This is a genomic window from Flavobacterium sp. KBS0721, from assembly GCF_002007065.3.
Lineage (GTDB): Bacteria > Bacteroidota > Bacteroidia > Flavobacteriales > Flavobacteriaceae > Flavobacterium > Flavobacterium piscis.
On sequence record NZ_CP042170.1, the window covers coordinates 1,866,520 to 1,890,719 of the forward strand.

The 24,200-nt window shown below is 33.9% G+C and carries 21 protein-coding genes and 2 tRNA genes; 10 read left to right on the top strand and 13 right to left on the bottom strand.

What is annotated here, in order from left to right:
* Window positions 1-87: 87 nt before the first annotated feature.
* The 6 genes from tsf to B0M43_RS08245 form a co-directional block, all read right to left on the bottom strand.
* Window positions 88-1,050 carry a translation elongation factor Ts gene (gene tsf / locus B0M43_RS08220; protein WP_065448040.1) on the bottom strand — a complete coding sequence of 321 codons (963 nt, stop codon included), beginning with the start codon at window positions 1,048-1,050 and terminating at the stop codon, window positions 88-90.
* Window positions 1,051-1,186: 136 nt separating this feature from the next.
* Window positions 1,187-1,987: a 30S ribosomal protein S2 gene (gene rpsB, locus B0M43_RS08225; protein WP_065448039.1), complete on the bottom strand. Its 801-nt coding sequence runs from the start codon at window positions 1,985-1,987 to the stop codon at window positions 1,187-1,189.
* Window positions 1,988-2,160: 173 nt separating this feature from the next.
* Complete coding sequence (rpsI, locus tag B0M43_RS08230) at window positions 2,161-2,547, bottom strand: 30S ribosomal protein S9 (RefSeq protein WP_007808909.1); 387 nt, start codon at window positions 2,545-2,547, stop codon at window positions 2,161-2,163.
* The gene (gene rplM, locus B0M43_RS08235; RefSeq protein ID WP_065448038.1) at window positions 2,547-3,002 is read right to left on the bottom strand and encodes a 50S ribosomal protein L13; all 456 of its coding nucleotides are present in this window, start codon (window positions 3,000-3,002) and stop codon (window positions 2,547-2,549) included. Before rplM ends, rpsI begins: the two co-directional genes overlap by 1 nt.
* Window positions 3,003-3,194: 192 nt before the next feature.
* The gene (locus tag B0M43_RS08240; protein WP_065448037.1) at window positions 3,195-4,007 is read right to left on the bottom strand and encodes a ferritin-like domain-containing protein; all 813 of its coding nucleotides are present in this window, start codon (window positions 4,005-4,007) and stop codon (window positions 3,195-3,197) included.
* A 26-nt stretch (window positions 4,008-4,033) separates the two neighbouring features.
* On the bottom strand, window positions 4,034-4,780 hold the full coding sequence (locus B0M43_RS08245) for a ferritin-like domain-containing protein (RefSeq protein WP_078006202.1): 747 nt from the start codon (window positions 4,778-4,780) through the stop codon (window positions 4,034-4,036).
* A 195-nt stretch (window positions 4,781-4,975) separates the two neighbouring features.
* On the opposite strand from B0M43_RS08245, the gene B0M43_RS08250 reads away from it, so the two are divergent.
* Entirely contained in the window at window positions 4,976-6,001 is a 1,026-nt protein-coding gene (locus tag B0M43_RS08250; RefSeq protein WP_065448035.1) for a LacI family DNA-binding transcriptional regulator, read from the top strand.
* 46 nt (window positions 6,002-6,047) lie between these two features.
* Here B0M43_RS08250 and B0M43_RS08255 read toward each other — a convergent pair whose 3' ends face one another.
* Window positions 6,048-7,181 carry a hypothetical protein gene (locus B0M43_RS08255; RefSeq protein WP_123921765.1) on the bottom strand — a complete coding sequence of 378 codons (1,134 nt, stop codon included), beginning with the start codon at window positions 7,179-7,181 and terminating at the stop codon, window positions 6,048-6,050.
* A gap of 9 nt (window positions 7,182-7,190) precedes the next feature.
* Window positions 7,191-10,037, bottom strand: a complete 2,847-nt coding sequence (gene polA, locus B0M43_RS08260) for a DNA polymerase I (RefSeq protein WP_078006200.1) — start codon at window positions 10,035-10,037, stop codon at window positions 7,191-7,193.
* A 326-nt stretch (window positions 10,038-10,363) separates the two neighbouring features.
* On the opposite strand from polA, the gene B0M43_RS08265 reads away from it, so the two are divergent.
* The 7 genes from B0M43_RS08265 (at window position 10,364) to B0M43_RS08295 (ending at window position 15,086) form a co-directional block, all read left to right on the top strand.
* Window positions 10,364-10,561, top strand: coding sequence for a hypothetical protein (locus tag B0M43_RS08265; RefSeq protein ID WP_078006199.1), 198 nt, complete (start codon window positions 10,364-10,366; stop codon window positions 10,559-10,561).
* Between the two features lie 51 nt (window positions 10,562-10,612).
* Window positions 10,613-10,795, top strand: a complete 183-nt coding sequence (locus tag B0M43_RS08270) for a hypothetical protein (protein ID WP_065448031.1) — start codon at window positions 10,613-10,615, stop codon at window positions 10,793-10,795.
* Between the two features lie 188 nt (window positions 10,796-10,983).
* Window positions 10,984-11,658 (top strand): response regulator transcription factor, encoded by a 675-nt coding sequence (locus B0M43_RS08275; RefSeq protein ID WP_065448030.1) that lies wholly within the window; start codon window positions 10,984-10,986, stop codon window positions 11,656-11,658.
* Between the two features lie 10 nt (window positions 11,659-11,668).
* Complete coding sequence (locus B0M43_RS08280) at window positions 11,669-13,006, top strand: cell wall metabolism sensor histidine kinase WalK (protein WP_246860210.1); 1,338 nt, start codon at window positions 11,669-11,671, stop codon at window positions 13,004-13,006.
* Window positions 13,007-13,112: 106 nt separating this feature from the next.
* Window positions 13,113-13,301 (top strand): hypothetical protein, encoded by a 189-nt coding sequence (locus tag B0M43_RS08285; RefSeq protein ID WP_065448131.1) that lies wholly within the window; start codon window positions 13,113-13,115, stop codon window positions 13,299-13,301.
* A 172-nt stretch (window positions 13,302-13,473) separates the two neighbouring features.
* The gene (locus tag B0M43_RS08290) at window positions 13,474-14,709 is read left to right on the top strand and encodes a metallophosphoesterase (RefSeq protein WP_078006197.1); all 1,236 of its coding nucleotides are present in this window, start codon (window positions 13,474-13,476) and stop codon (window positions 14,707-14,709) included.
* A 74-nt stretch (window positions 14,710-14,783) separates the two neighbouring features.
* The gene (locus tag B0M43_RS08295) at window positions 14,784-15,086 is read left to right on the top strand and encodes a co-chaperone YbbN (RefSeq protein ID WP_026728605.1); all 303 of its coding nucleotides are present in this window, start codon (window positions 14,784-14,786) and stop codon (window positions 15,084-15,086) included.
* Between the two features lie 25 nt (window positions 15,087-15,111).
* On the opposite strand, the gene B0M43_RS08300 is transcribed toward B0M43_RS08295, so the two are convergent.
* Window positions 15,112-15,747: a polysaccharide deacetylase family protein gene (locus B0M43_RS08300; RefSeq protein WP_065448024.1), complete on the bottom strand. Its 636-nt coding sequence runs from the start codon at window positions 15,745-15,747 to the stop codon at window positions 15,112-15,114.
* A 95-nt stretch (window positions 15,748-15,842) separates the two neighbouring features.
* Window positions 15,843-19,121: a DUF2723 domain-containing protein gene (locus B0M43_RS08305; protein WP_078006196.1), complete on the bottom strand. Its 3,279-nt coding sequence runs from the start codon at window positions 19,119-19,121 to the stop codon at window positions 15,843-15,845.
* A 245-nt stretch (window positions 19,122-19,366) separates the two neighbouring features.
* Here B0M43_RS08305 and B0M43_RS08310 point away from each other — a divergent pair.
* Window positions 19,367-19,437, top strand: a tRNA-Gln gene (locus tag B0M43_RS08310).
* A 97-nt stretch (window positions 19,438-19,534) separates the two neighbouring features.
* Window positions 19,535-19,605 (top strand) — tRNA-Gln (locus B0M43_RS08315).
* A gap of 319 nt (window positions 19,606-19,924) precedes the next feature.
* Here B0M43_RS08315 and B0M43_RS08320 read toward each other — a convergent pair.
* The 3 genes from B0M43_RS08320 to B0M43_RS08330 all read right to left on the bottom strand — a co-directional run bounded on the left by B0M43_RS08320 (window position 19,925) and on the right by B0M43_RS08330 (window position 24,015).
* Window positions 19,925-20,962, bottom strand: coding sequence for an IS110 family transposase (locus tag B0M43_RS08320; RefSeq protein ID WP_078006195.1), 1,038 nt, complete (start codon window positions 20,960-20,962; stop codon window positions 19,925-19,927).
* A 766-nt stretch (window positions 20,963-21,728) separates the two neighbouring features.
* Window positions 21,729-22,535, bottom strand: a complete 807-nt coding sequence (locus B0M43_RS08325; protein WP_078006194.1) for an AraC family transcriptional regulator — start codon at window positions 22,533-22,535, stop codon at window positions 21,729-21,731.
* A gap of 64 nt (window positions 22,536-22,599) precedes the next feature.
* Window positions 22,600-24,015: an aldehyde dehydrogenase family protein gene (locus B0M43_RS08330; RefSeq protein WP_078006193.1), complete on the bottom strand. Its 1,416-nt coding sequence runs from the start codon at window positions 24,013-24,015 to the stop codon at window positions 22,600-22,602.
* Between the last annotated feature and the right edge of the window lie 185 nt (window positions 24,016-24,200).

Here is a 24,200-nt window from a genome sequence, read left to right on the forward strand (position 1 = left end):
TTATAAACCTAAGCGAAGACAAGATTATTAAAACAAAAAAAAGCCCGAATAAATTAATATTCGGGCTTTTTATATTGAAATAATATATTAACCTAAAGTAACTCTTTTGAAACCTGTGATTTCAACGTTGTATCCTTTAACGTAATCACCAACTTTTTTACTATCGTCTTTGATAAAGTTTTGATCTAACAAAGCTTTCTCTTGATCTAAAGTAGTATTGTCAGAGATGAAACGTTGAACTTTTCCTGGGATAATTTTGTCCCAAATTTGCTCTGGTTTACCTTCAGCTTTTAATTCAGCTTTAGCATCTTCTTCAGCTTGTTTTAAAACTTCTTCAGTCAATTGAGAGTAAGAAATATATTTAGGAACATTTTTTAAAGTTTTTCCTAAACGTTTTGCTTCTTCGTTATCCTTTTCGATTACAGCAATACGAGCAGCAAGTTCAGATTCAACAAAAGCAGGATCAAAATCTTTGTAAGATAATGTATCAGCTCCCATAGAAGCAACTTGCATTGAAACATCTTTAGTTAAAACGTCAGCATTAGGAATTGCAGCAGAAATTGCAGTTAATGCAGCAATTTTGTTAACGTGAACATAAGATCCAACGAAAGCACCTTCTAAAATTTCAAAACCACCGATTTCGATTTTTTCACCGATAACACCAGTTTGCTCGATTAATTTTTCAGCAACAGTAATTCCGTTGAAATCTGAAGCTAAGAATTCTTCTTTAGAAGAGAAGTTAATAGCTCTTTCTACTAATTCTTTAGCCAAAGTTACGAAAGCTTCATTTTTACCTACGAAATCAGTTTCGCAGTTTAAAGTGATGATAGCTCCTTTAGTATTGTCAGCATTGATAAAAGAAACAGCAGCTCCTTCAGATGAGTCACGGTCAGAACGGTTAGCAGCAACTTTTTGTCCTTTTTCTCTAAGGACTTGTATAGCTTTATCGAAATCTCCATCAGCTTCAACTAAAGCTTTTTTACAGTCCATCATTCCGGCACCTGTAGATTGTCTTAATTTATTTACGTCTGCAGCAGTAATTGTTGCCATAATATTTTGAATTTTAATGTTAAAAGTAAAAATTCCATCTTTTAAATTCTAAATTCCAATTTTATTAAATTATCAACATAACGTTTTTAATTTGTGGTTGGATTTTAGAATTTAAAATTTGGAATTTAAATTTGATTTATTCTTCAGTTGCAGGTGCAGCAGCTTCAACAGCTGGCGCAGCAGGAGCAGCTTCTACAGCAGCAGGAGCCGCAGCTTCTTCTGTTGTAGCTTCAGTTTCTTTTTCAGAACCTCTGTCAGAAAGACCGTCGATTACAGCAGCAGTAACTAAAGATAAAATTTTGTCAATTGATTTAGAAGCATCATCATTTGCAGGAATAACGTAATCAACCTCTCTTGGGTCAGAATTCGTATCAACCATTGCGAAAACTGGAATGTTTAATTTTTGTGCTTCTTTTATTGCGATATGTTCAGCTTTGATATCTACTACGAACAATGCAGCTGGTAGTCTAGACATGTCAGCGATTGAACCTAAGTTTTTCTCTAATTTAGCACGTAGACGATCAACTTGCAAACGCTCTTTTTTAGATAACGTCATGAAAGTACCATCTTTCTTCATTTTATCAATAGAAGACATTTTTTTAACTGCCTTTCTGATAGTAACAAAGTTAGTTAGCATTCCACCAGGCCATCTTTCAGTGATGTAAGGCATGTTTGCAGCTTTTGCTTTTTCAGCAACGATGTCTTTTGCTTGTTTTTTGGTAGCTACGAATAAGATTTTTCTACCTGATGCAGCGATTTTTTTCAAAGCTTCATTAGCCTCTTCAATTTTTGCTGCAGTTTTATATAGATTGATAATGTGAATACCATTACGCTCCATATAAATGTAAGGGGCCATATTTGGGTCCCATTTTCTAGTCATGTGTCCAAAGTGAACACCTGCTTCTAGTAAGTCTTTTACTTCTATTTTGTTTGCCATTTTTGTACTAGTTTACGTTCTGTTGATTAGCAATGTATAAATGGCGGTTTCCCAGGCTTTATACATTTAGATGCTAAACTATTTCCTACCTCGGTAGGAGAGCAACAACAACTGTGTTTTTTAATTTCAATAAATAATTGAGAGTCTTGTACCATTGTACAAGACAGGTAATATTAACGTTTAGAGAATTGGAATCTCTTACGAGCTTTCTTCTGACCGAATTTCTTACGTTCAACCATTCTTGGATCTCTTGTTAATAAACCTTCTGGTTTTAAGATAGCTCTGTTTTCAGCATTTACTTCACACATAACGCGTGCTAATGCCATTCTTACAGCTTCTGCCTGACCAGTTGAACCACCTCCGTAAACGTTTACTTTAACGTCAAAGTTGTTTACATTTTCTGTCATAGACATTGGTTGTAAAACTTTGTATTGTAAAGTTGCAGTTGGAAAGTAAGTTGCGAATTCTTTTTTGTTTACAGTGATTTTTCCTGTTCCTTCAGAAACATATACACGTGCAACAGCGGTTTTTCTTCTACCGATTTTGTGAATAACTCCCATTACTTAAGATCGTTTAGGTTAACAGTTCTAGGTTTTTGAGCTCCTTGTTTGTGCTCAGGTCCTACAACAACATTTAGATTTCTAAAAAGTTCAGCTCCTAATTTGTTTTTAGGTAACATTCCTTTTACAGCTTTTTCTACTAGTAATGCAGGGTTTTTAGATTGCAATACTTTAGCAGTTAAAGTTCTTTGTCCTCCTGGGTAACCTGTATGACGCATGTAAATTTTGTCATTCATTTTTGTACCTGTAAGGTTAATTTTTTCTGAGTTGATAACAATTACGTTATCTCCACAGTCAACGTGCGGTGTGTAACTAGGCTTGTACTTACCTCTTAAGATCATTGCAACCTTTGAAGCAAGACGTCCTAAGTTATGACCTTCAGCGTCAACAACAATCCACTCTTTAGTTACAGTGGCTTTGCTAGCTGAAACCGTTTTGTAGCTTAATGCGTCCATAATATTATTTTAATTAAACATTCCATCCCCAATAAAGGGGATGCAAAAGTACAATTAATTATTTTAAAACCAAATACCTGAAAAGAATATTTTATCTGCTGAAAATCAGGGCATCAGTTTTATATTTAAAACAATAAAAAAAAACCACCTCCACAATAACGCGAAGGTGGTTCAATATTTAGAATTATTTTGTTAAACAATAAATAAATTTGCAATGTCAACAACTTGTTGTGTCGTAAGTGGCTCATCATAAGCTTCTGATCCTGCTGCGGCTCCAAATGCTGCGGCTGTATTAAATCCTGCCTGCATGGTTACTCCTTCGCCAGCGTAGACAGCTTGAGTTGCGGCTGGCATTCCTGCGCCTCTTTCGTCATTTGAAATCCATCCTTTTAATCCACGTAACCGGCGTACCTCTGATGCATGACGTGCTTCTACAGAATGTATTTGTAATGCGGCAGTTAATAAGTCAGGTGTAGTAATTAAATTTCCTGCCTGACCTTTGTAGGCTCTTACGCCTGTATCTTCAAAAGCCTGAGCCAATGCTAAAAAGGTTGGATAGTCACCAAACGGATCAAATGTACCGCCAACGGTAAAGTCAAAAGTAGGCTTTGGAACAAAATTGGCGCTTGCTGTTCCGCCTAGTCCTGCAATTAAAAATTTAACATGACTGGATTCGTGTGCTGCTATTTGCTGGAAAACCTTTAAATCCCTGCCTCCGTTTTCTGATGCGGGAATTACTCCTGAATCTAATGCCATAGCGTAAAATTCGTTTTCCAGATATTCTAAAGTCAAAGCAAACTGCAAAGCTCCTATTGGGGTTGCAGGTGTTGCTGTAATATCTTTTGCTAATGCTTTGTTTGCCATTGCAGATAATCCGAATGGTATTGATGCATATGCCAATGTTTTTCCTATGTTTCCAAACTGATTAAAACTGTCTCTTCTTGATCCAGTGCTTCTCATTAAACTATCATCAGTAAAGGTTTCTATAAATTTTAAAATATTCATAATTTCTAAGTTTTAGCTAGTTAAGATTAAGGTAAATATTTGGCAGAAAATTTTGTGGTAATAAATCCTCCGGCAATTGGAAGAATTTTTGAAGGATCTTTAGCAACATCTAAACCATTTGATGCCGTAACAATATCATCACCGGCAAAATCCTTAGAATTAGGATTGATTAAACTTCTGATAGCCGAAGCATGTCTGGCTTCTACCGAAACAATTTTCCCGGCTAATAATAAGTAGTCAGCACTTTTGATTAATTTTCCGGCTCCATTATAGGCGGCAACTCCGGTATCTTCAAGAGCTTTGGCTGTTGCCAGAACTTCGGTGCGGCTGTTGAAATTAAGAGATCCGTAATTAAAAGCTAGAGTAGGAAGTAATTGGGAGCTCGGATCCGGAAGTGCTCCGGTTAAAGCAGCTTTAAAAAAATCTCTATGAACTACTTCGTGATGATACAAGTCGGTTAAAACCTGACGTTCAATAGGATTGAAAGTTGCATTAAAACTTGTTGCATTTACAACTTTAGTATAAAAATCGGCTTCAAGTTGTTCAAGAGCATAAGCATAAGTTAATACTCCAAAATCTCCAGAGCCTAAATCAAAGACACCATTTCTAACTCCGGGTAACGATGTATCTTCCATATCGTTATCATTGTCATTATCGCTGCAACCAGCTAAAACCAAACCTGCACTAACTAATGTTAGCCCGCTGAGCTTAAGGAAGCTCCTTCTGTTATTCAATGAAGGGTCAACTTCATGAATTTTAACGTCGTTTTTCATAATCTAGGTTTTTTAAAAAGGTTAATAACATGTATTAAGTTATTAACGAAATTTTATGAGATGCGGTTTTAAAAAATCGCAGTATTTTAAAATTATTTTAAAAAGACCTTGTAAATTGAAATACTGGTGGGTGTTTTTTGTTTTATTTTAGGTAATTCTACTATATTTGTATTAATTACATAAAATTATTTTTAAATGAAAGCTAAAGCAACTCTAAAACAAATTGCGAAAGAATTAGGCGTTTCTGTATCTACGGTTTCTAAGGCGTTAAATGACAGTCCGGAAATTAGTGAGCAAACGAAGGTGAAGATTAAGGAGTATGCCAAACTCAAAAATTATAAACCGAATGTTATTGGTCTGAATTTAAAGAATCGTAAAACCAAAACAATAGGTGTAATTATACCTAATATATTAAACTCCTTTTTTGCAAAGGTTTTTAGTGGTATCGAAAAAGTGGCCGATAAAAAAGGATATAATGTGATTACGTGTATTTCGAATGAATCTTTAGAAAAAGAAATTCATACGCTGGAAATGCTGAGCAACGGAACCATCGACGGATTTATTCTTTCGGTTTCTCAGGAAGCGCAAAAACTTCAGGATTATAGTCATTTCTCTGCTATTATAAATGACGGAACTCCAATTGTAATGTTTGACCGTATTGCTGATGAAGTAGAATGTGACAAAGTGGTAGTTGATGATTTCGATTCGGCTTTGAACTCAACACAGCATTTAATCAATTTAGGATGTAAAAATATTGCCTTAATTTCTTCTGTTGATAATTTAAGCGTTGGAAAATTGAGAGCAGATGGATATTTGAAAGCTTTGGCTGATAATAATATTCCTGTAAATGAGAAAATTATTCTTCGTACGGATTCTGAAGATGATATGAAAGCTAAAATTGATGCCATTTTCGACAACAAAATCGATGCTATTTTTGCTTTGGATGAAAATGATTCAGTTGCCGCTTTACGTGTCAGCTTGAAAAAAGGATATAAAGTGCCTGAAGATATTTCGATTATAGGATTTGCTGACGGAATTTTAGCTTCAAGACGTCTGTCACCAAGTTTAACAACTGTAAGTCAACACGGAATTGAAATTGGAGAAGTTGCTGCCAAACAATTGATCAAACGTTTAGAAGAAAAGGAAGATGAGACTTCTGATTATGAAACTATCGTTATTAAGACGAAGTTGAAAGAACGAGAGTCTACAAGAAAAAAATAAAAACAAAAAACCATTCGCCGCAACGAATGGTTTTTTTTATAATACTTTATTTTGTTTTCTTAATAAGGTATAAGCTATTGTCTTTTTTATCTTGGAGCAAAGTAAATTGTAAATCAGTATTAGTATAAAACCCATATTCTGATTTTAAACTTTTTTCCAGTTCTTTTTGCTTGTCTTTTACAGTATCGTAGATTGATTTTTCTTTGGTGTCATAATCATCGATAAAAACATCTTCTTTTTTGAATTTTAGCGTGTCATTCGCAAAAGATATATCAATATAGGCGATCCCATTCCAGTAATAGTATGTATAAGTATCATTCGCTTGGGTTCGTCCCATGACATTTGAATTGTAATCTAATTTTTGGAAATATTTAAACAGTATTTTATCGTTTGGTATTTTGCCGAGTGCATTTTCGTTGGCAACTTTTTTGTTTAGATTAAAGCTTTGTTTTTGTGCATCATCAGATATTTTAGATTCCACACCATATAATATATACCAATGATTGTTTGCAAAATAAATGATAGACGATCTTTTGTCAACAGGTATTAACTTATCTCTCCAGGCGTAAAAATTGTCTAAGTAAATACAATTAGGTAAAACAGTATCGTGATAATATTTTGATAGTTTTTCCGCGTCCCACGTTAGGTCTTTGTTTATAGGGATAAAAGCTTTTTTTGCTTTGTTTTCATCAGTTGGCCAAGTTTGGTAATAGAGCAGATCTTTGTTTACTATTTGTTTATTGAGTAAAACAACATCGCCAAACTCGGATTGATTTGACGATGAAGTTTTATAATTTAAAGTATCTGAAATGTTTCCGTAGGAGTCCATTTTAAATACGGTGTTTAAAAAATTATCACCTTTATTTCCTCCTCCATGATCGTAAGGTTCTGTTTTGGTGATGAGTTTAAGTATGATTTCTCCTTTCGAAATTTCAAGTATTTGAAAGTCGATATTGGGATAATATCCTTTGCTTTTTCCAAATAGTATTATTTTATGATTACTAAAGTTCTTAACCTCATGTAAATTTTTATACTCTTTATATTTGGAAGGCAATTCTTTAGAAGGCAAACTGTTTATTAAAAAAGTATCCATGCCCAATGCTAAGCTAACATTGAGCTTGTATATTAAAAACAAGACAATCGCTGTTATAATGGAATACTTTATTGTCTTCTTTTTCATTTTGGTTTTTTAATGCGCCTCTAGCCAATCTTTACCCAAACCAAGTTCAACATCTAAAGGAACACTCATCATAAATGCATTTTCCATTTCGTGTTTGATCATAGGCTGAATTTTTTCGAGTTCATCGTTGTGAACATCGAACACAAGTTCATCATGTACCTGAAGCAACATTCTTGATTTCCAGTTTTCCTCTTTTAATTTTTTATGGATGTTGATCATCGCGATTTTAATCACATCGGCAGCACTTCCCTGAATTGGTGCATTTACAGCATTTCTTTCGGCAGCACTTCTCACTACGGCATTCGCTGAGTTGATATCTTTTAAATATCGGCGACGGCCTAAAATTGTTTGTACGTATCCTTTTTCGCGTGCAAATTCTATTTGTTCGTTAATATAAGATCTTAATCTTGGATAAGTTTTGTAATAAGCTTCGATTAAGGCAGCACTTTCGCTGCGTGATAATGAAGTTTGATTGCTTAACCCAAAAGCAGAAACACCATATATGATTCCGAAGTTTACTGTTTTAGCGTTGCTTCTTTGTTCGCGTGAAACTTCATCCAAAGGAACATCAAAAACTTTTGCTGCAGTTGCCTTGTGAATGTCTTCTCCGTTCTGGAAAGCGGCAATCATATTTTCTTCGCCACTTAACGCAGCAATAATTCTTAATTCTATCTGAGAGTAATCCGCAGAGATTAAAGTATGGTTTTCATCGCGGGCTACGAAAGCTTTACGAATCTGACGACCTCTTTCTGTACGAATTGGTATGTTTTGCAAGTTCGGATTATTAGAACTCAAACGTCCCGTGGCGGCAACAGTTTGCATATAATCCGTATGAACGCGTAATGTTTTTTTGTCTACTTGTTCTGGCAAAGCCAAAATATAAGTGCTTTGTAGTTTTACCATTTGGCGCCAATCGAGAATTTGTTTTACAATTGGATTGTCATTGGCTAAATAAGTCAAAACCTCTTCGCCAGTGGCATACTGACCGGTTTTAGTTTTCTTTTGTTTTGCTCCGCCAATTTTTAATTTGTCAAATAAGATATCTCCTAATTGTTTTGGAGAGGCTAAGTTGAATTTCTCGCCGGCAGTTTCGTATATTTTTTCTTCGAGAGATTTAATTTCGATGTCCATTTCTTTAGACATGATGCTTAAAAACTCCACATCTAAACGAATTCCTTCTGTTTCCATATCAGCCAGAACGCTTACTAATGGAATTTCGATTTCATCAAATAACTTCTTAGTTTCGGTTTTGTCTAATTCGGCAGTAAAAAGTTCTTTTAATTGTAATGTAATATCGGCATCTTCTGCAGCATATTCCTTGATTTCTTCAAGAGCAACGTCACGCATCGTGATTTGATTTTTTCCTTTTTTACCAATTAATGTTTCAATTGATTTTGGTGAATATTTCAAATACGTTTCTGCTAAAATATCCATATTATGACGCATATCCGGATTTATCAGATAATGCGCAATCATGGTATCAAAAAGCTTTCCTTTTACAACAACGCCATAATTAGAAAGGATCTTTAAATCATATTTTAAGTTTTGACCAATTTTTTCGATATTTTCATTTTCAAAAAACGGTTTGAATTTATCTACTAAAATCTGAGCTTCTTCCTGGCTTTCCGGAAACGGAACGTAAAATGCTTTTCCTTTTTCATAAGCAAAAGACATTCCTACCAATTCAGCATGTAGAGCATCCAGACCGGTAGTTTCAGTATCAAAACAAACAGCAGTTTGCTTTTGTAGATTTTGGATCAATAATTTAATTCCTAAATCGCCTTCGACAGCTTGATAGGAGTGAGGTGTGTTTTCTAAAGTATTATAGAATGAAGTTCTTTCTTCTGTGTTTTCATCTGTAGTGGCGCCGCCTCCAAACAAATCAAACTGATCGTCGTTTTTAGGCTGCGGTTTTTTATACAACTTAGCATCCGAAGGCTGGCCTGCATTTGCCAGCTCATTTCCGCCACCTACTTTAAATAAATTATCAAATTGTTCGGCCATTCTTCTAAATTCCAATTCCTGAAAAATAGCGTCGGTTTTTTCGATATCAGGACGTGAAAGTTCGTAGTCATCTTCATTAAAAACAACATCGCAGTCACATATTATAGTAGCCAGTTTTTTAGATAAAATTCCTTTTTCTTTATTGGCTTCGATATTCTCTTTCATTTTACCTTTCAGTAAATGTGTGTTTTCAAGAAGGTTTTCCATCGAACCAAATTCTTTCAGGAACTTTTTGGCCGTTACTTCGCCAACTCCTGGTAATCCCGGAATGTTATCGACAGCATCTCCCATCATCCCAAGAAAATCAATTACTTGTTCCGGTTTTTCGATTTCAAATTTTGCCAAAACTTCAGGGACGCCCCAAATTTCAATACCATTTCCCATACGGGCTGGTTTGTACATGAATATATTTTCAGAAACCAACTGAGCAAAATCCTTGTCTGGAGTGACCATAAAAACTTTATAGTTTTCTTTTTCGGCTTGTTTGGCAATTGTTCCAATCAAATCGTCGGCTTCACAGCCTGCCATTTCGATAATCGGAATGTGCATGGCTCTCAATAAATCCTGGATATATGGAATAGCAATTTTAATTGCTTCGGGAGTTGCATCACGATTGGCTTTATAATCAGAATACATTTCGGTTCGTACCTGACTTCCTTCTTTATCAAAAGCTACGGCTAAATGATCTGGTTTTTCACGTTTTATAACATCCAAAAGAGAGTTCATGAATCCCATAATCGCGGATGTATCCATTCCTTTAGAATTAATTCGCGGATTTTTTATGAAGGCATAATAACCACGAAATATTAAAGCGTAAGCATCGAGAAGAAAAAGACGTTTTTGAGTTGACATAAAAAAAATATTAGTCTGTAAAAATAAACAATTGGGTATCAAAAAATAATCAAAAAAGAAATTTTTTACCATATAAGTAATATAAGTACATTTTAGTAGCGCGCGCTCAGCAGAGATGCACTGCATTGTAGAGAAGATAGCAATGTGTCTGACATCTCGTTGATAAAATTAAATGAACTTATATTACTTATATGGTGGAAAGGCACCCAATAGTTAATGTCAAGTTAAAATATTTATATGAAATGATTTCTTCATTTTATCTTCATATTACAGGGGTACATTTGATCTATAAAATAAAAGGTATTAATTTTTAAATAATAGAAATCATGAGAAATTTATTGATGTTATTAGTAGCGGTTTTTGGCACAAGTGTTATGGTAAGTGCTTTTCCTGCAAAAGATGTTAAAGCAGCTTCTGCAAAAGAAGTTAAAGCTGTAAAACACCCAAAAGCTAAATCTGATAAAAAAGTAAAATCAGAAAAAAGTGAAGCTACAAAGGTAGAGACAGCTAAAGTAAAAAAATAAGAAAAGGTTATTGTAAAATAAAAGGTTAATTAATTTTAAAATTTAGAAATCATGAAAAATTTATTGATGTTATTAGTAGCAGTTTTAGGAACAACTGCAATGGTAAGTGCACAAACAGCTCCAACTCAGGCAGCTCCTGCAAAAGAAGTTAAAGCTACAAAACACCACAAAAACAAAGCTGATAAAAAAGCAAAAGCAGAGGCTCCTAAAGCAGAGGCAGCTAAGGTGAAATAATGAAAGTTGTTTTTGTTTTGCTTTCAAAGAATTGTAAGGAGGCAAAACAGAAGTAATGATTATGAGAATGCAGATGGAGAAAGCTGGTAAAGAAATTTATCAGCTTTTTTTGATTCGTTAATTTTTTAATAATGCGCAATAATGTTTTTTAGAATTGCTTAAATTTATTTGCGCTTAAATGCTCAGTTATGAATATTTTAATTGTTGAAGATAATAAGGAACTAGCTGTCGAAGTTTATGATTTTTTATGCAACGTAGGTTACGTTTGCAAGATTGCTCATAATTGTGCCGATGCCCTTGAAGAAGTAAATAGTAACGATTATGATGCTATGCTTCTGGATCTTGGTTTGCCTGACGGAGATGGATTTGAGGTTTTGCAAACGGTTCGAAAAACAAAATCAAAAATTGCAGTTATTGTACTTACGGCGAGGGGAGAGTTGGATGACAGAATAAATGGACTGCATCTTGGTGCAGATGATTATTTGACTAAACCGTTTGCATTAACAGAACTTAGTGCTCGTTTATTTGCCGTAATTCGCAGAATTCATGGTTTTACTGTAAACAGTTTAAGTATTCATGGTTTTTTGTTGCAGCTTCAGGATTATAAAGTGAGTTATGATAATACTCCCATCAGTCTTACTAAAAAAGAATTTGATATTTTTCAGTATTTGGTTTTAAACAAAAATCGTGTAATCACCAGGCTGCAATTGACAGAGCATATTTGGGGAGATATTCTGGAGGTCAATTCAGATTCTAATTTTATTGATGTTCATGTTCGAAATCTTCGAAAAAAACTCGACAAACATACTGCTATCGATTGGTTCGAAACCGTTAGAAATGTTGGTTATCGTATTAATGAGTAAATAAAATATTGTGAAGATAAAGCATCAATTGGCTATTTTTAATGCACTAACAAGGTTGTTGGTGATTTTGGTTTTATGGTTGATGTTGCCCATTCTGGTCGAAAATGTTGTTTACAGGCATATTAATAACGGATTACTGGAAAAAAAACAAAAATTCATACAGCATTTAGATCAAAATGAGATAAATGATTTTATCGAAAATTCTGATGATTCGACAGAAACCTATTCGCAATTTTCTACACTACATAGTGAGTTTTTAGTGCTTTCTAAATCACCGGTAAAAATTGCCAAAAAGAAAGCTGTTTTTACTAATGAATATCGCATTATTGAAGGTGAAGAAAATGAATATAGAATTTTGCAATATCATTTTACTTTCGGTAATCAGGGATATAATTTAGAAATAGGAAGCAGTCTTGCTGAAATAAATGACCTTACATTTATTATTCGATTTTTTATTATAATTGTTTTTGTAGTTATCCTGCTGATTACGTTTTTGGCAGATACTTTTTATATCGAATATTTACTGAAGCCTTTCTATAAAATTATTGATACCAAAATAAGGCGCGTCAACGAACCAGAGGCTTTTGATCATACGCCAATAAAAGCGAGATCAAGGGATTTTAGGGAACTCGATTTTGTTTTAAATCAGATGATGGATCGTATTGCAGAGCTTTTTAAAAAAGAAAAACAATTTATATCGAATGTTTCTCATGAGTTGCTTACGCCTATTGCTTTACTTAAAAACAAGTTCGAGAATTTGCTTCAAAATGATTCTCTTGATGATAATGCTTTCGATAAAATCGCAGGTTCGTTAAGAACTTTAGATATGCTGAAAAAAATCATCAATAACTTATTGTTGATTTCCCGCATCGAAAACAATCAATACGAGGCAAATGAAGATGTAAAATTTCATGAAATAATTACGGATCTTCAGGAGGATTTACAAGATCGAATTGATGACAGGGAAATTCAGTTTGTGAATAAAATGGAACATGATTTTTTCTTCACAGGAAATAAAACACTGATTCATATTCTCATTTATAATTTGGTAACCAACGCCATAAAATACAATAAACAAAGGGGAAGTATTATTGTTACAGATGGTTTTTTAGAGGATCGTTACTTTATTTCGATCGCAGATTCCGGTATAGGAATGAATTCTTCTCAAATCGAAAATATATTCAACAGGTTTGCCAGAATCAGTTCAGACCAGGAAGGTCAAGGGTTAGGGCTTGCGATTGCTGATAGTATTGCATCTTTTCATCATATCGAGATAAAAGTTACTTCTGCTGTAAATGAAGGTACAACCTTTATGTTGCTGTTCCCGGAAGTTTTAAAACACAATTAAAAGTTAATTTTTTCAAAGTCCTTCAATCTTCATTTTGTCTTCATTTAGCGTATATATCTTTGAGGTATAATAAATGAAAATATTAATAATCATAAAAACTTCAATCATGAAAAAATTAGTAATGTTAGCAGTAGCTGTTTTAGGAACAACTGCAATGGTAAGCGCTCAAACAACTCCAGCTCAAACAACTCCGGCAAAAGAAGCAAAAGCTCCTAAAAAAGAGAAAAAAGCAGACAAAAAAGCGAAAAAAGCGGAAGTAAAGGCAGAAGCAGCAAAGCCAGAAGCTAAAAAATAAAACAATACTGGTTTGATGTAAACCGTGTTGTGGATTATAAAGGTTTTAAAAAATTTGGTAGAGAAAAAGCTGGTAGAGAAATCTATCAGCTTTTTGTTATTTGAGTTAAATTTTTGATAATAAAAAGCAATAGAAATTTCATTCTTTGTTACTTTGCTTAAAACTATTAATAATGATCATTCGTTTTGTAATTCTATGTGCTCTTTTTTTATTTATTGAGTTCTATTCTTATCAAGCCTTTCGTACCTTAGTAAAATTGAGATGGGTTTTGATTAGTTATCAAATTATAAGTTTACTGCTTTTAATTTTTATCATTTACTCTTTTACGCAATTTGATCGTTCTGTTGGGCAAACCAAGCAAACCATGTTTACAATGGGGTTGATGTTATTGGTTTATGTGCCAAAAATAGTTTTGACTCTTGTGATGTTTGGAGAAGATATTTTTAGAATAGGGGCAAGCATCCTGAATTATTTCATGTATAATATGCCTCGTTCAGAGATGATGCCAAACAGGCGAAAGTTTGTTAGCCAGATAGCATTGGGTTTGGCTGCCGTTCCTTTTTTATCATTGATTTACGGAATTTTTGAAGGTAAATATAATTTTAAAGTTTTCAGGCAGACGATTTATTTTCCTGATTTGCCGGATGCTTTTGATGGATTTAAAATTACTCAGATTTCGGATGTTCATAGCGGGAGTTTTGATAATCCTGATAAAATAAATTATGCTATTGATTTGATTAATGAGCAGGAAGCGGATATGATTTTATTTACAGGAGATATTGTAAACACCCATGCGAAAGAAATGCATCCGTGGTTAGAAACTTTCAACAGAATAAAAGATTTTAAATATGGGAAGTTTTCAGTTTTAGGAAATCATGATTATGGCGAATATGTTACCTGGCCTTCTGAAAAAGAAAAAGACGAAAACTTCAAAGAAATAAAAAGTCTTTACGGACAAATTGGATTTGAACTTTTATTAAACGAACATACTTATATTCAAAAAGGTGATGATAAAATTGCACTTATTGGAGTAGAGAATTGGGGGCATAATTTTAAAAAGGCAGGAGATTTAAACAAAGCGTCTCAAAACGTGCATCAGGACGATTTTAAGGTATTAATGAGTCACGATCCGAGTCATTGGGAATATGAGATTAAAAATCATCCTAAAAACTTTCATCTAACTTTGGCAGGCCATACACATGGTATGCAATTTGGAATCGAAATTCCGGGATATTTTAAGTGGAGTTTAGCTCAGTACATTTACAAACAATGGGCAGGATTATACGAAAATGTTGGCCGTTACGTTTATGTAAATCGCGGATTTGGTTTTCACGCTTATCCGGGACGAGTGGGTATTATGCCTGAAATTACAGTGATTGAACTAAAAAAAGGGAACAATGTGGCTTAATTCGTTAAAAATGCTACATTTGTATATAATTATCTCTTTTTAACAGAATAAAAAAGAATTAAATTTTTGGTTTTATGTCAAAATTTGGAGAACTTATAAATGCTCAGGTTCCGGTGTTAATTGATTTTTACACCGATTGGAACGAATCATCTGTATCGATGCATCCTGTTATTAAGGATGTTGCAGCTGCACTAGGCGATAAAGCCAAAGTGATTAAAATTGATGTGGATAAAAATCAGGAATTAGCAGAAGCCTTGCGTATCAAAGGATTGCCTACTTTGATGATCTATAAAGAAGGGCAAATGATCTGGAGACAATCAGGTGAGCTTGATGCAAATACAATTATTGGAATTGTCCAGGAACAATTCAATCAATAAAACACTACTTTTTATTTGATGTTATTTAGTGAATAATGTCAAATGTATAGCCGTTTTCCTTTAAAAAATGTAAAGTTTTAGGTAAGGCAAATTTTAAATTAGGTGAAGCTTTAATGCTGTCATGAAATACAATCACACTTCCTGATTTTACATTTTTAGTAACGTTTTCAAGGCATTTTTCAGGCGTAATCGTCTGGTCAAAATCGGCGCTCAAAACATCCCACATAATAATCTTATAGCCTAATTTTCTCAGAATTTTAGATTGTGCTTTTTTGATTTTCCCGTAGGGCGGGCGAAATATCATATTGCATGTTTTTTCTTCTTCCAGAACAGCAGCACAATTCTTTACGTTTTCTATATAATCGTCATTGTTACTTTTCCATCCATTTACATGATTCATGGTATGGTTGCCTATAGCATGTCCGTCTGTGAGCAGTTTTTCGAATAAAGCTAAATTGGCTTTTATGTTTTTTCCTATGCAAAAGAAAGTCGCCTTTGCATCAAACTTTTTCAATTCAGATAAAACCCAGTCTGTAATCTCGGGAGTTGGGCCATCATCAAAGGTGAGGTATATTTTCTTTTCGTTATTTGGGATGTCCCAACAGTACTTAGAAAATACCCTTTTGATGAATGAATTTGTTTTTACCCAATAAAAGCTCATTTTAATTTGTTTTACAGATATGTAAAAATAAAAAATGCAGCGCTATTTATCAAGTTGCGCTGCATTTTTTTAATTGCTATGTTTTTCGTATATTATTATTCTTTTTCTCTTCCAAAACGTTCAAAAACATTTACATAAGTATTAAATGTTACTTTATGTTTCTCGTAGAAAGCGAGATCTTTATTTTCTTTCATCACTTGCAATAAACTTCTGTAACGCTCAATATCAGTAATGATGTCAATTGCTAAGTCAGTTTGGTCGCCAGGTGTAAGTGTTGCGTAATAGTTTAGTTCTTCTTTGTATTTGTTAACTAGTTTATTCAGCAAATCTTGTGCTTTTGCCGTTTCGCCAACTTTATAATATCCTCCTGCAAATGGTTCTACTAACGAGTAATATCCAAATTTGTCTAAAGGCATTTTTGTTATCGCAAGGTTGATAATATTCTTCGCTTTATCAATTTTACCTTCTGCGATAAGCTGGTTCATTAAACGCGATAAATTGGTGCGGTATGTAATACTGTTTCTTCTGGTTTCAGGATCGTGATAAATATTACCATTACTGTTTCCCCAATCCCATTTCATTACAATGTCGTACATTTTATCAGCGTCAATTTGTCCCATGTCCATAGGTCCGCCATCTTTTGAAGGTGTGTTTTTAATAGGAACTAATTTGTACACCATTCCGTCCAGCTGTAAATAGTCTTTTAGCCATAAATAATCTTCATCGTCAAAAGCACCTCCACTAAAATAAATTGGTCTTTTCCAATTGTTATTCGCTAAAATATCCAGCATCATTAGGCGGTTTTTATATAACGCACTTCCTTTGATGTCAATGTCCATATAAGGGACAATAGAGTCGTTGTATTTACTATTAACAACTTTATTTTTAATGATGGCTTCTTTATCAACATTAAGTCTGATTTTATTTGTTGGATAAAAATGAATTGTTTGTCCGTTTTGTAAACCTACAGTCGATTTTGGATTTTTAATAAAATCAATAAAATCTTTAATGTTCCAACGGGTCTCAATTTTTGGTATATGCGCTACGTAATCCAGATTATCACCCACATATTGATCGTGTGTAAAAGATATTGGTAAAGGATCAGACTCGTAAGCTTTTGCTTTCATTTGATCGATGTACCAATCTGTCATAAATAAACTTGTATTTACAATTTTAACATCGGTTCTAATGCCTTCAATTTCCTGAGCATACCATAATGGGAAAGTGTCATTGTCGCCAATTGTAAATAAAATAGCATCTTTATCGCAGGAATTTAAATAAGCTTTTGCCATTGCAACTGCTGTGTATTTTCCTGATCTGTCGTGATCGTCCCAGTTTTGAGCCGCCATTAAAACAGGAGCGGCTAATAAACTTGCAGCAATGATAACCGGGCCTGCAATTTTAGGAGCAATGTATTTTTGAATAGTTTCATATAGTGAATAAACTCCAAAACCTATCCAGATGGCAAACACATAAAAAGATCCTACAAGTGCATAATCTCTTTCTCGCGGTTCAAAAGGTCGCTCGTTTAGGTATATTTTCAATGCAATACCAGTAAATAAGAACAGCGCTAAAAGAACATAAAAGCTCTTAAGGTCTTTGTTGGCATGATACATTAATCCAATAAGGCCTAAAATAAAAGGCAGGAAGAAATAAACGTTTCTTCCTTTGTTGTTTAACACGTCTGATGGCAAATTGTCCTGAGAACCAAGATGCAAAGAATCAAGAGCTTTGATTCCGCTAATCCAGTTTCCGTCAAGATTGTCATATTTACCCTGAACATCACTTTGGCGTCCAACGAAATTCCACATTAAATATCTCCAGTACATATATCCAAATTGGTATTCGAACATAAAGCTGAAATTATCTATTGCAGTTGGTTTTTCGATGATTAAATAATCGCCATAGCTTTTTAAAAATTTAACGTAACCTTCGTTGTCAATTTGTTTTTGAGCATAAGCGTTTCTGAATTCAGAAATTGTTTTTTCGACTTCATTACGCAATTGTGCTGTAGCCTTGTTGTATTCCTCTTCGCTTAATTGGCTGGCATCAATTCCGTATTTTCCTAAATCCTGTTCGTAATCATAATTAGGATTTATTTTAAATTTAGGAGGATTTGTAAAGCTGATATAGTTTTGAATGTGCCCTGTTTCAGTACTCCACATTCTCGGTAAAAGCGCTTTTTGATTGTCGTCTGAATTTTGACTGGCGTTTTTAAAATTATTGGTAATGATATATTTACCGGTTTTATAATCTCTTTCGTAGTTAGGTTTTTTATCTGAATAAGGATTTTTTGCATCAAGACCAGCAAAAACTTCTGTGTATTGAGGGCCGTAAAACAAAGGATTTACACCGTATTGTTCACGATTATAATAAGCTAAAACTTCTGCAGCATCCGATGGTTTGTTCTCGTTAATTACAGGATTTGCATTAGCACGAACCGGTAACATCATCCAGGTTGAGAAACCAATAAAGATAAATAAGATGCAAAGTATAATGGTATTATAGAAAACTAATCCTTTTTGTTTCGTGTATTTTAATCCAAAATAAAAGAAAGCAATTAAAATTAGGGCAACAAATAGGGTTCCTGAATTAAATGGTAATCCAAAGTTATTTACCATGAAAACTTCAGTATCAGCAAATGCTTCCATAGTTAATGGTAAAAGCAATTTGAAAATGAATAATAAAATCCCAATTACCACCACATTGGCAATAAGAAAGTTTTTGATGGTAACTTTTTCGTAATGTTTAAAGTAGTAAAGAAAACCTATTGAAGGAATAGTCAATAAAGCCATAAAGTGAACTCCAAACGAAAGCCCTACAACTAGTGATATAACTAATAACCATTTGTTTCCTTTAGGTTTGTCCATGTCTTGCTCCCAACGAAGGCCAAGCCAGAAAAGTAATGCGATCAATAAAGAAGCCATGGCATAAACTTCGGCTTCAACGGCATTAAACCAGAAACTGTCGGAGAAAGTATAGGCTAGGGCTCCAACAAAAGAACTTCCTAATATAACAACTGAATTGTTTTGGTTAATTTCTGAAAAACGTTCTATAATCTTTTTCAAAATCATAGACGAAGACCAAAACATAAACAGAATAGTAAATGCACTTGAAAAAACTGACATCATATTGACCATTACTGCAACATGTTGTGCATCAATGGCAAACATGGCGAAAAATGCGCCCATCATCTGGAATAAAGGAGCTCCGGGTGGGTGACCAACTTCTAGTTTCGCTGCTGTGGCAATATATTCGCCACAATCCCAAAAGCTCATAGTTGGTTCAACAGTTAGTGTATAGGTAGTTAAAGCGATTGCAAATGCAAACCAACCAATAATTGTATTCCATTTATTGAAATTGAATTGTGCCATATTTAGGTGTTATAATTATATATGTTTTCTATCTTACAAAGAAAATGTTTTTTTGTTGAAAGCGAAGAGCATTAACATAAAAATCTACAAAAGTATTTGTTGTAAGTAATGTGTTGTTTGTGAAATACTTGTAGAAATATTAGGAGTTGAAGAGAAGAAAAAACGAAAAAAAACGAATTTTTTTTATCAAAAAGTTTGCGCAAACTAAAAAAAGCTTTAAATTTGCACTCGCTTAACAGCAACGCTGGTCTATGGTGTAATGGTAACACAACTGTTTTTGGTGCAGTCTTTCAAGGTTCGAGTCCTTGTAGACCAACATAAAAAGCCTCTCAATCGAGAGGCTTTTTTATTCAAAAAAAAAGTTGTGCAAACTAAAAAAAGCTTTAAATTTGCATTCGCGTAAGCATTCTTACTGGTCTATGGTGTAATGGTAACACAACTGTTTTTGGTGCAGTCTTTCAAGGTTCGAGTCCTTGTAGACCAACATAAAAAGCCTCTCAATCGAGAGGCTTTTTTTATGCGTTAAACTTTTTTGGAAATTCCAATTTTGAAAATTCCAAATTCCAATTTCTGGAATAGATAGGGAATAGGGATCAACGCTAAATGTTGTGGAGTAGCTTACAAGTGCTGACTGTTTTTACCGCAGAGAAACAAAGATTTTATCTAATAATGTCTTAACACAGAGATTCTGTGTTGATTTCCTAATAAATATAAATTTTATTTTTAGCTGTCTTGGTTATTTATCTTTTATATTATTAAATTTGTAGCCTTAGTCAGCCATAGCGCTAGACTGTATAGCGTGTTTATGCATTTTTATGCTGGCACGCTATTTTTTTTGATTCAAAATCTTTATCATATACTGCTTTATTTTTGTAGAGAATATAAATCAGTTCCAATAATTTTCTCTGTACCGCTACACATCCTTTCATTTTGATGCCATGTTTTGCTACTATTCTACTGTATTGGTCGCGAAAATTATCATCCCATTTTATGCTGCTTAGAGCTGGCAGATGCAGGCAGCTTCTTAAATATCTATTACCCCTTTTGGAAATTGACGGCTTGCCTTTTACTGATGTTCCTGAGAGTTTTTCTTTTACATCCAGTCCTGCATAACTTGTAAGCTGTTTTTTACTGCGTATAAGCTCAAATCCGTTTGTTTCGCCAATAACAGTTGCTGCAGTCAAAATTGAAATACCCGGTATTGTACAGATATTACTGATGTCTTTACTAAGTTCTTTGTTCTCTTTTATACTACTTTCGATCTCATTCTTAATTTCTTTCTCAAGGGTGTTTAAAAAATGTATCCTTCTATTTGAACGTTCAATACTTGAAATATGAGGCATTGCTTCTGCCTCTTCGGCATGCAGTTGGTTTTTTACTATGGTTCTCTCATCTGTAATTTGACGGCGTTCACGTGTAAGTTGTTTTAAGGTTCTGTAGATCGCTTTTGGTTTTTTCCAATTATCGAGTTTTCTTTCCAGTCCAAATCTGGCAATGGCCTCAGAACACGTTTTATCTGTAATTGTTTTGATCTCAAGAGTTCGTATATAATTACTGATTTTGTTGGGCAGTACAATACTTAAATCCTCTTTTTTTTCATCTAAATAATGGGCGAACTTCTCATGGTAAACACCTGTAGCTTCCATTACATATCGAACTTTGGTCGTTTTATCTGTAAGCTTATCAATCCATTGAGAAAGTTTTAAAAAACCTTTATCTGTATTTTTAAAAACAGAATAAGCACACAGTTCAATCGATAAATCATCATTGAGTCTTCCTAAAGTAACTACCAATTCTTTTTGCGCTACATCAATTCCTAATACCTGTTTCAATACTTTCATAACTCCTTAATTTTAAATAATATTATAAAGTGATGAATCTTCCTTCGTCTTTTCTCCTGGTTGGATATTCTGGATAATACGACCTGCGTAGTTCCTTACATTCTGTTCAGACTCTAAAAGATAAAAAAGAATGAGGCGGTATCTCTGCGTCAATGTACTTCCTGAGTCATTTAGTCGCGAATCGACTCTCACCCTTTTTCACTTTATGATATCCAAATATAGATATTTGAAAGATTGATTTTCTAACTATGCAAACATAGGAGTTCGCAAAGCTAAATCAATATACAGCTTTGCGAACTTTGCCTTTTATAAAAAGCTAAGAGTATAAAAACTTAGCGATCTTTGCGGTAATTTTTTTGCTTCAGAGGTTTTAGGATTGACGTATCAACACTGAATGTTGTGGAGAAACATTAAAAATTTTATATTCCCTAATTATTTTTTAACGCAGAGAACGCAATCCCGATAGCTATCGGGATTCGCAACCTTCACTAAGATTTAAGTAGTGTTTACACAATCAAAGTCCACAAAGCTTTGTGAACTTTGTGTTTTTTCTAAACTTAGTATATTTAAAAAACTTTGCGTTCTCCGTGGTAATTTTTTCTATATCCACAGGTTTTCGTGTTGATCCGGGAATAGGTGAGTATTGTGAAATTTGTGTTTTATTAATAGCCCGAGGTTTTGATCTTAAGAACAAGGGTCATGATTGTTTCTCAATTTATATATTTTGGAATTTGGAATTTTAAAAATTGGAATTTGTATAATAGTTTTATTTCAACGATAAAGAAGACGGAACAACTCCAAATTTCTTTTTAAAGGAAAATGAAAAATGAGACAAGTCCTCAAAGCCTACTCCAATATAAACTTCAGATGGTGATTTTCCTTGTTTAATTAAATAATAGGCTTCTTGTAATCTTTTGTTGAGTAACCACTTTCCGGGTGTTTCCTGAAATACTTTTTGAAAATCTCTTTTAAAAGTTGCTAAACTTCTTCCGGTGAGATAAGCAAAACGAGTAAGGTGTACATTAAAATGGAAGTTCTTGTTCATGAATGCTTCAAGGTCAATTTTGCCGGGCTCATTAAAATCGAATAAAATATCTTTCAGTTCCGGATTTACTTTAAGCAAAAGATGTACAGCTTCTTTTATTTTTAAATTAAATAAAGCTTCGTTTTTTTCTTGTTCAACTTCAAGATAAGAGATCAGCGATTCCATGAAAGATTTATAAAGTGGATTTGGAACTAATGAAATCATAGCTTCAGAATCGGATCTTTTGTTGATTTTGAAATTGTATTCGGTACTTATTTCGCGTAAAATTTCCTGATCTAAGAAAAGGGATATTGTTTTGAATTCTCCTCCTTCGGGCGGAATTTTAACGAATTTTGCCAAATGATTTCTTCTGCTAAAACGAAAATCACCTTCTTTTGAAATGTAAGTATTCTTGCTATCAGAAGCGATCATTTCTCCTGAAATTTGGTAGCTAAATACATGTTCCGGTATGAAATTCTCTCCTTCCCGGCTACGTGAATAATAACAGGAGTACAGTATTTGAGGTTTTGTATTTGATTTTGCTGTCATAACGTAAAGTTACTAAAAGATCCGGAAATCTTTATCAAAGAAGATGTTCCGGATCCTGGATTATTTATCGAATTAAAGCTTTTGGTTCAAGATAAGCTTCAAGGCCTGGTATTCCAAATTCCCTGCCTATTCCGGATTGTTTAAATCCGCCAAACGGAGCCATAGGATCATGTCCGATTCCGTTTATTTGCACACGTCCAGCATTTATTTGCGAAGCAACTTTGTGGGCTCTTTTTTCATCAGATGAACTTACATAAGCTTGTAATCCGTATGTAGTATCGTTGGCTATTTCTATTGCTTCTTCTTCGGTTTTATATGTTATAATAGATAAAACAGGACCGAAAATTTCTTCTCTTGCAATTCGCATCTGATTGTTTACGTTTATAAAAACAGTTGGTTTTACAAAGTTCCCTCTTTCTAATCCTTCAGGTTTTCCTAAGCCTCCAATCAAAACTTCTGCTCCTTCGTTAATCCCGGTTTGGATATAATTTTGAACACGTTCGAATTGTTTTGCACTGACCATTGGACCAACAGCGGTTGTGTCGTTTTTTGGATCGCCAACAATAGTATTAGATACTACTTCTTTTATTATTTTTTTGACATCTTCAAGTCGGTTTTCAGGAACTAGTAATCTTGTTCCGGCAATACATGCTTGTCCGCTATTCATGTAAGCAGCGATTACGGCAAGCGGAATTGCTTCTGAAAAATTAGCATCATCGAGAATGATATTAGGAGATTTTCCGCCAAGTTCAAGAGTAACGCGTTTCATGGTGTTTACGGCTTCTTTTGCGATAATTTTTCCAACATTGGTAGATCCTGTAAATGAGATCTTGGCAATATCAGGATTGCGGCTTATTTCTGCTCCAACTATTTCGCCTAATCCGTTAACGATATTAAAAACACCTTTTGGTAATCCTGCTTCATGAAGGCATTCGGTAATCAGTTGAGTTTGTTGTGCGCTCATTTCGCTCGGTTTTATTACAGTTGTGCATCCTGCTGCTATCGCTGTCGATAGTTTACTACAAATAAAGCCATTACTTGAATTCCACGGAATAATGATGCCAACAACGCCAAGTGGTGTCATTTGAACTTCGGAATTTCCCATTGTTTTGGTAAAATCGTAGGTGTTTAATAATTGAATTGCGGACTCAAAACTTTTTAGCATATAAGCGTAGCTGGTTGTTGCAAATTGCTTTGTTCCTCCATATTCCTCAATCATTACGCTAATGAATTCTTCTTTTCTTTTTTCGATCGAAGTCTGTATGTTTTGTAAGTAGTGAATTCTTTCTGTGGCTGTGGTTTTAGAGAAGGTTTTAAAGGATTCTTTGGCGGCAGCTATGGCATTTTGTGTGTCTTTTTCATTTCCTAAAAGTACTTTTCCTAGTTGTTCGTTTGTTGTTGGGCTTATTAAGTCAAAATATTCGGTTCCTTCAGGAGTAATAAATTCTCCGTTAATGTAAATCTTGTCTATTGTTTTCATGTTGTATTATTAATGATTTTTATTTGACAAAGATCTGGATTAAGAATGGCGCTGACTTTGTTGTAAAGCTCAAAGTAACTTTGTTGAAAAGCTCACGAAAAAGTTTTTTATTAGAAAATAAATTGATGTTTATAAAAAAAAGCCTCTCGATTGAGAAGCTTTTGGATGAAATATGATAATTTTTT

What these genes read in the sequence shown, in the direction of transcription:
- tsf (WP_065448040.1), bottom strand. Translation starts at nt 1,050, where the DNA reads ATGGCAACAATTACTGCTGCAGACGTAAATAAATTAAGACAATCTACA.
- rpsB (WP_065448039.1), bottom strand. Translation starts at nt 1,987, where the DNA reads ATGGCAAACAAAATAGAAGTAAAAGACTTACTAGAAGCAGGTGTTCAC.
- rpsI (WP_007808909.1), bottom strand. Translation starts at nt 2,547, where the DNA reads ATGGGAGTTATTCACAAAATCGGTAGAAGAAAAACCGCTGTTGCACGT.
- rplM (WP_065448038.1), bottom strand. Translation starts at nt 3,002, where the DNA reads ATGGACGCATTAAGCTACAAAACGGTTTCAGCTAGCAAAGCCACTGTA.
- B0M43_RS08240 (WP_065448037.1), bottom strand. Translation starts at nt 4,007, where the DNA reads ATGAATATTTTAAAATTTATAGAAACCTTTACTGATGATAGTTTAATG.
- B0M43_RS08245 (WP_078006202.1), bottom strand. Translation starts at nt 4,780, where the DNA reads ATGAAAAACGACGTTAAAATTCATGAAGTTGACCCTTCATTGAATAAC.
- B0M43_RS08250 (WP_065448035.1), top strand. Translation starts at nt 4,976, where the DNA reads ATGAAAGCTAAAGCAACTCTAAAACAAATTGCGAAAGAATTAGGCGTT.
- B0M43_RS08255 (WP_123921765.1), bottom strand. Translation starts at nt 7,181, where the DNA reads ATGAAAAAGAAGACAATAAAGTATTCCATTATAACAGCGATTGTCTTG.
- polA (WP_078006200.1), bottom strand. Translation starts at nt 10,037, where the DNA reads ATGTCAACTCAAAAACGTCTTTTTCTTCTCGATGCTTACGCTTTAATA.
- B0M43_RS08265 (WP_078006199.1), top strand. Translation starts at nt 10,364, where the DNA reads ATGAGAAATTTATTGATGTTATTAGTAGCGGTTTTTGGCACAAGTGTT.
- B0M43_RS08270 (WP_065448031.1), top strand. Translation starts at nt 10,613, where the DNA reads ATGAAAAATTTATTGATGTTATTAGTAGCAGTTTTAGGAACAACTGCA.
- B0M43_RS08275 (WP_065448030.1), top strand. Translation starts at nt 10,984, where the DNA reads ATGAATATTTTAATTGTTGAAGATAATAAGGAACTAGCTGTCGAAGTT.
- B0M43_RS08285 (WP_065448131.1), top strand. Translation starts at nt 13,113, where the DNA reads ATGAAAAAATTAGTAATGTTAGCAGTAGCTGTTTTAGGAACAACTGCA.
- B0M43_RS08290 (WP_078006197.1), top strand. Translation starts at nt 13,474, where the DNA reads ATGATCATTCGTTTTGTAATTCTATGTGCTCTTTTTTTATTTATTGAG.
- B0M43_RS08295 (WP_026728605.1), top strand. Translation starts at nt 14,784, where the DNA reads ATGTCAAAATTTGGAGAACTTATAAATGCTCAGGTTCCGGTGTTAATT.
- B0M43_RS08300 (WP_065448024.1), bottom strand. Translation starts at nt 15,747, where the DNA reads ATGAGCTTTTATTGGGTAAAAACAAATTCATTCATCAAAAGGGTATTT.
- B0M43_RS08305 (WP_078006196.1), bottom strand. Translation starts at nt 19,121, where the DNA reads ATGGCACAATTCAATTTCAATAAATGGAATACAATTATTGGTTGGTTT.
- B0M43_RS08320 (WP_078006195.1), bottom strand. Translation starts at nt 20,962, where the DNA reads ATGAAAGTATTGAAACAGGTATTAGGAATTGATGTAGCGCAAAAAGAA.
- B0M43_RS08325 (WP_078006194.1), bottom strand. Translation starts at nt 22,535, where the DNA reads ATGACAGCAAAATCAAATACAAAACCTCAAATACTGTACTCCTGTTAT.
- B0M43_RS08330 (WP_078006193.1), bottom strand. Translation starts at nt 24,015, where the DNA reads ATGAAAACAATAGACAAGATTTACATTAACGGAGAATTTATTACTCCT.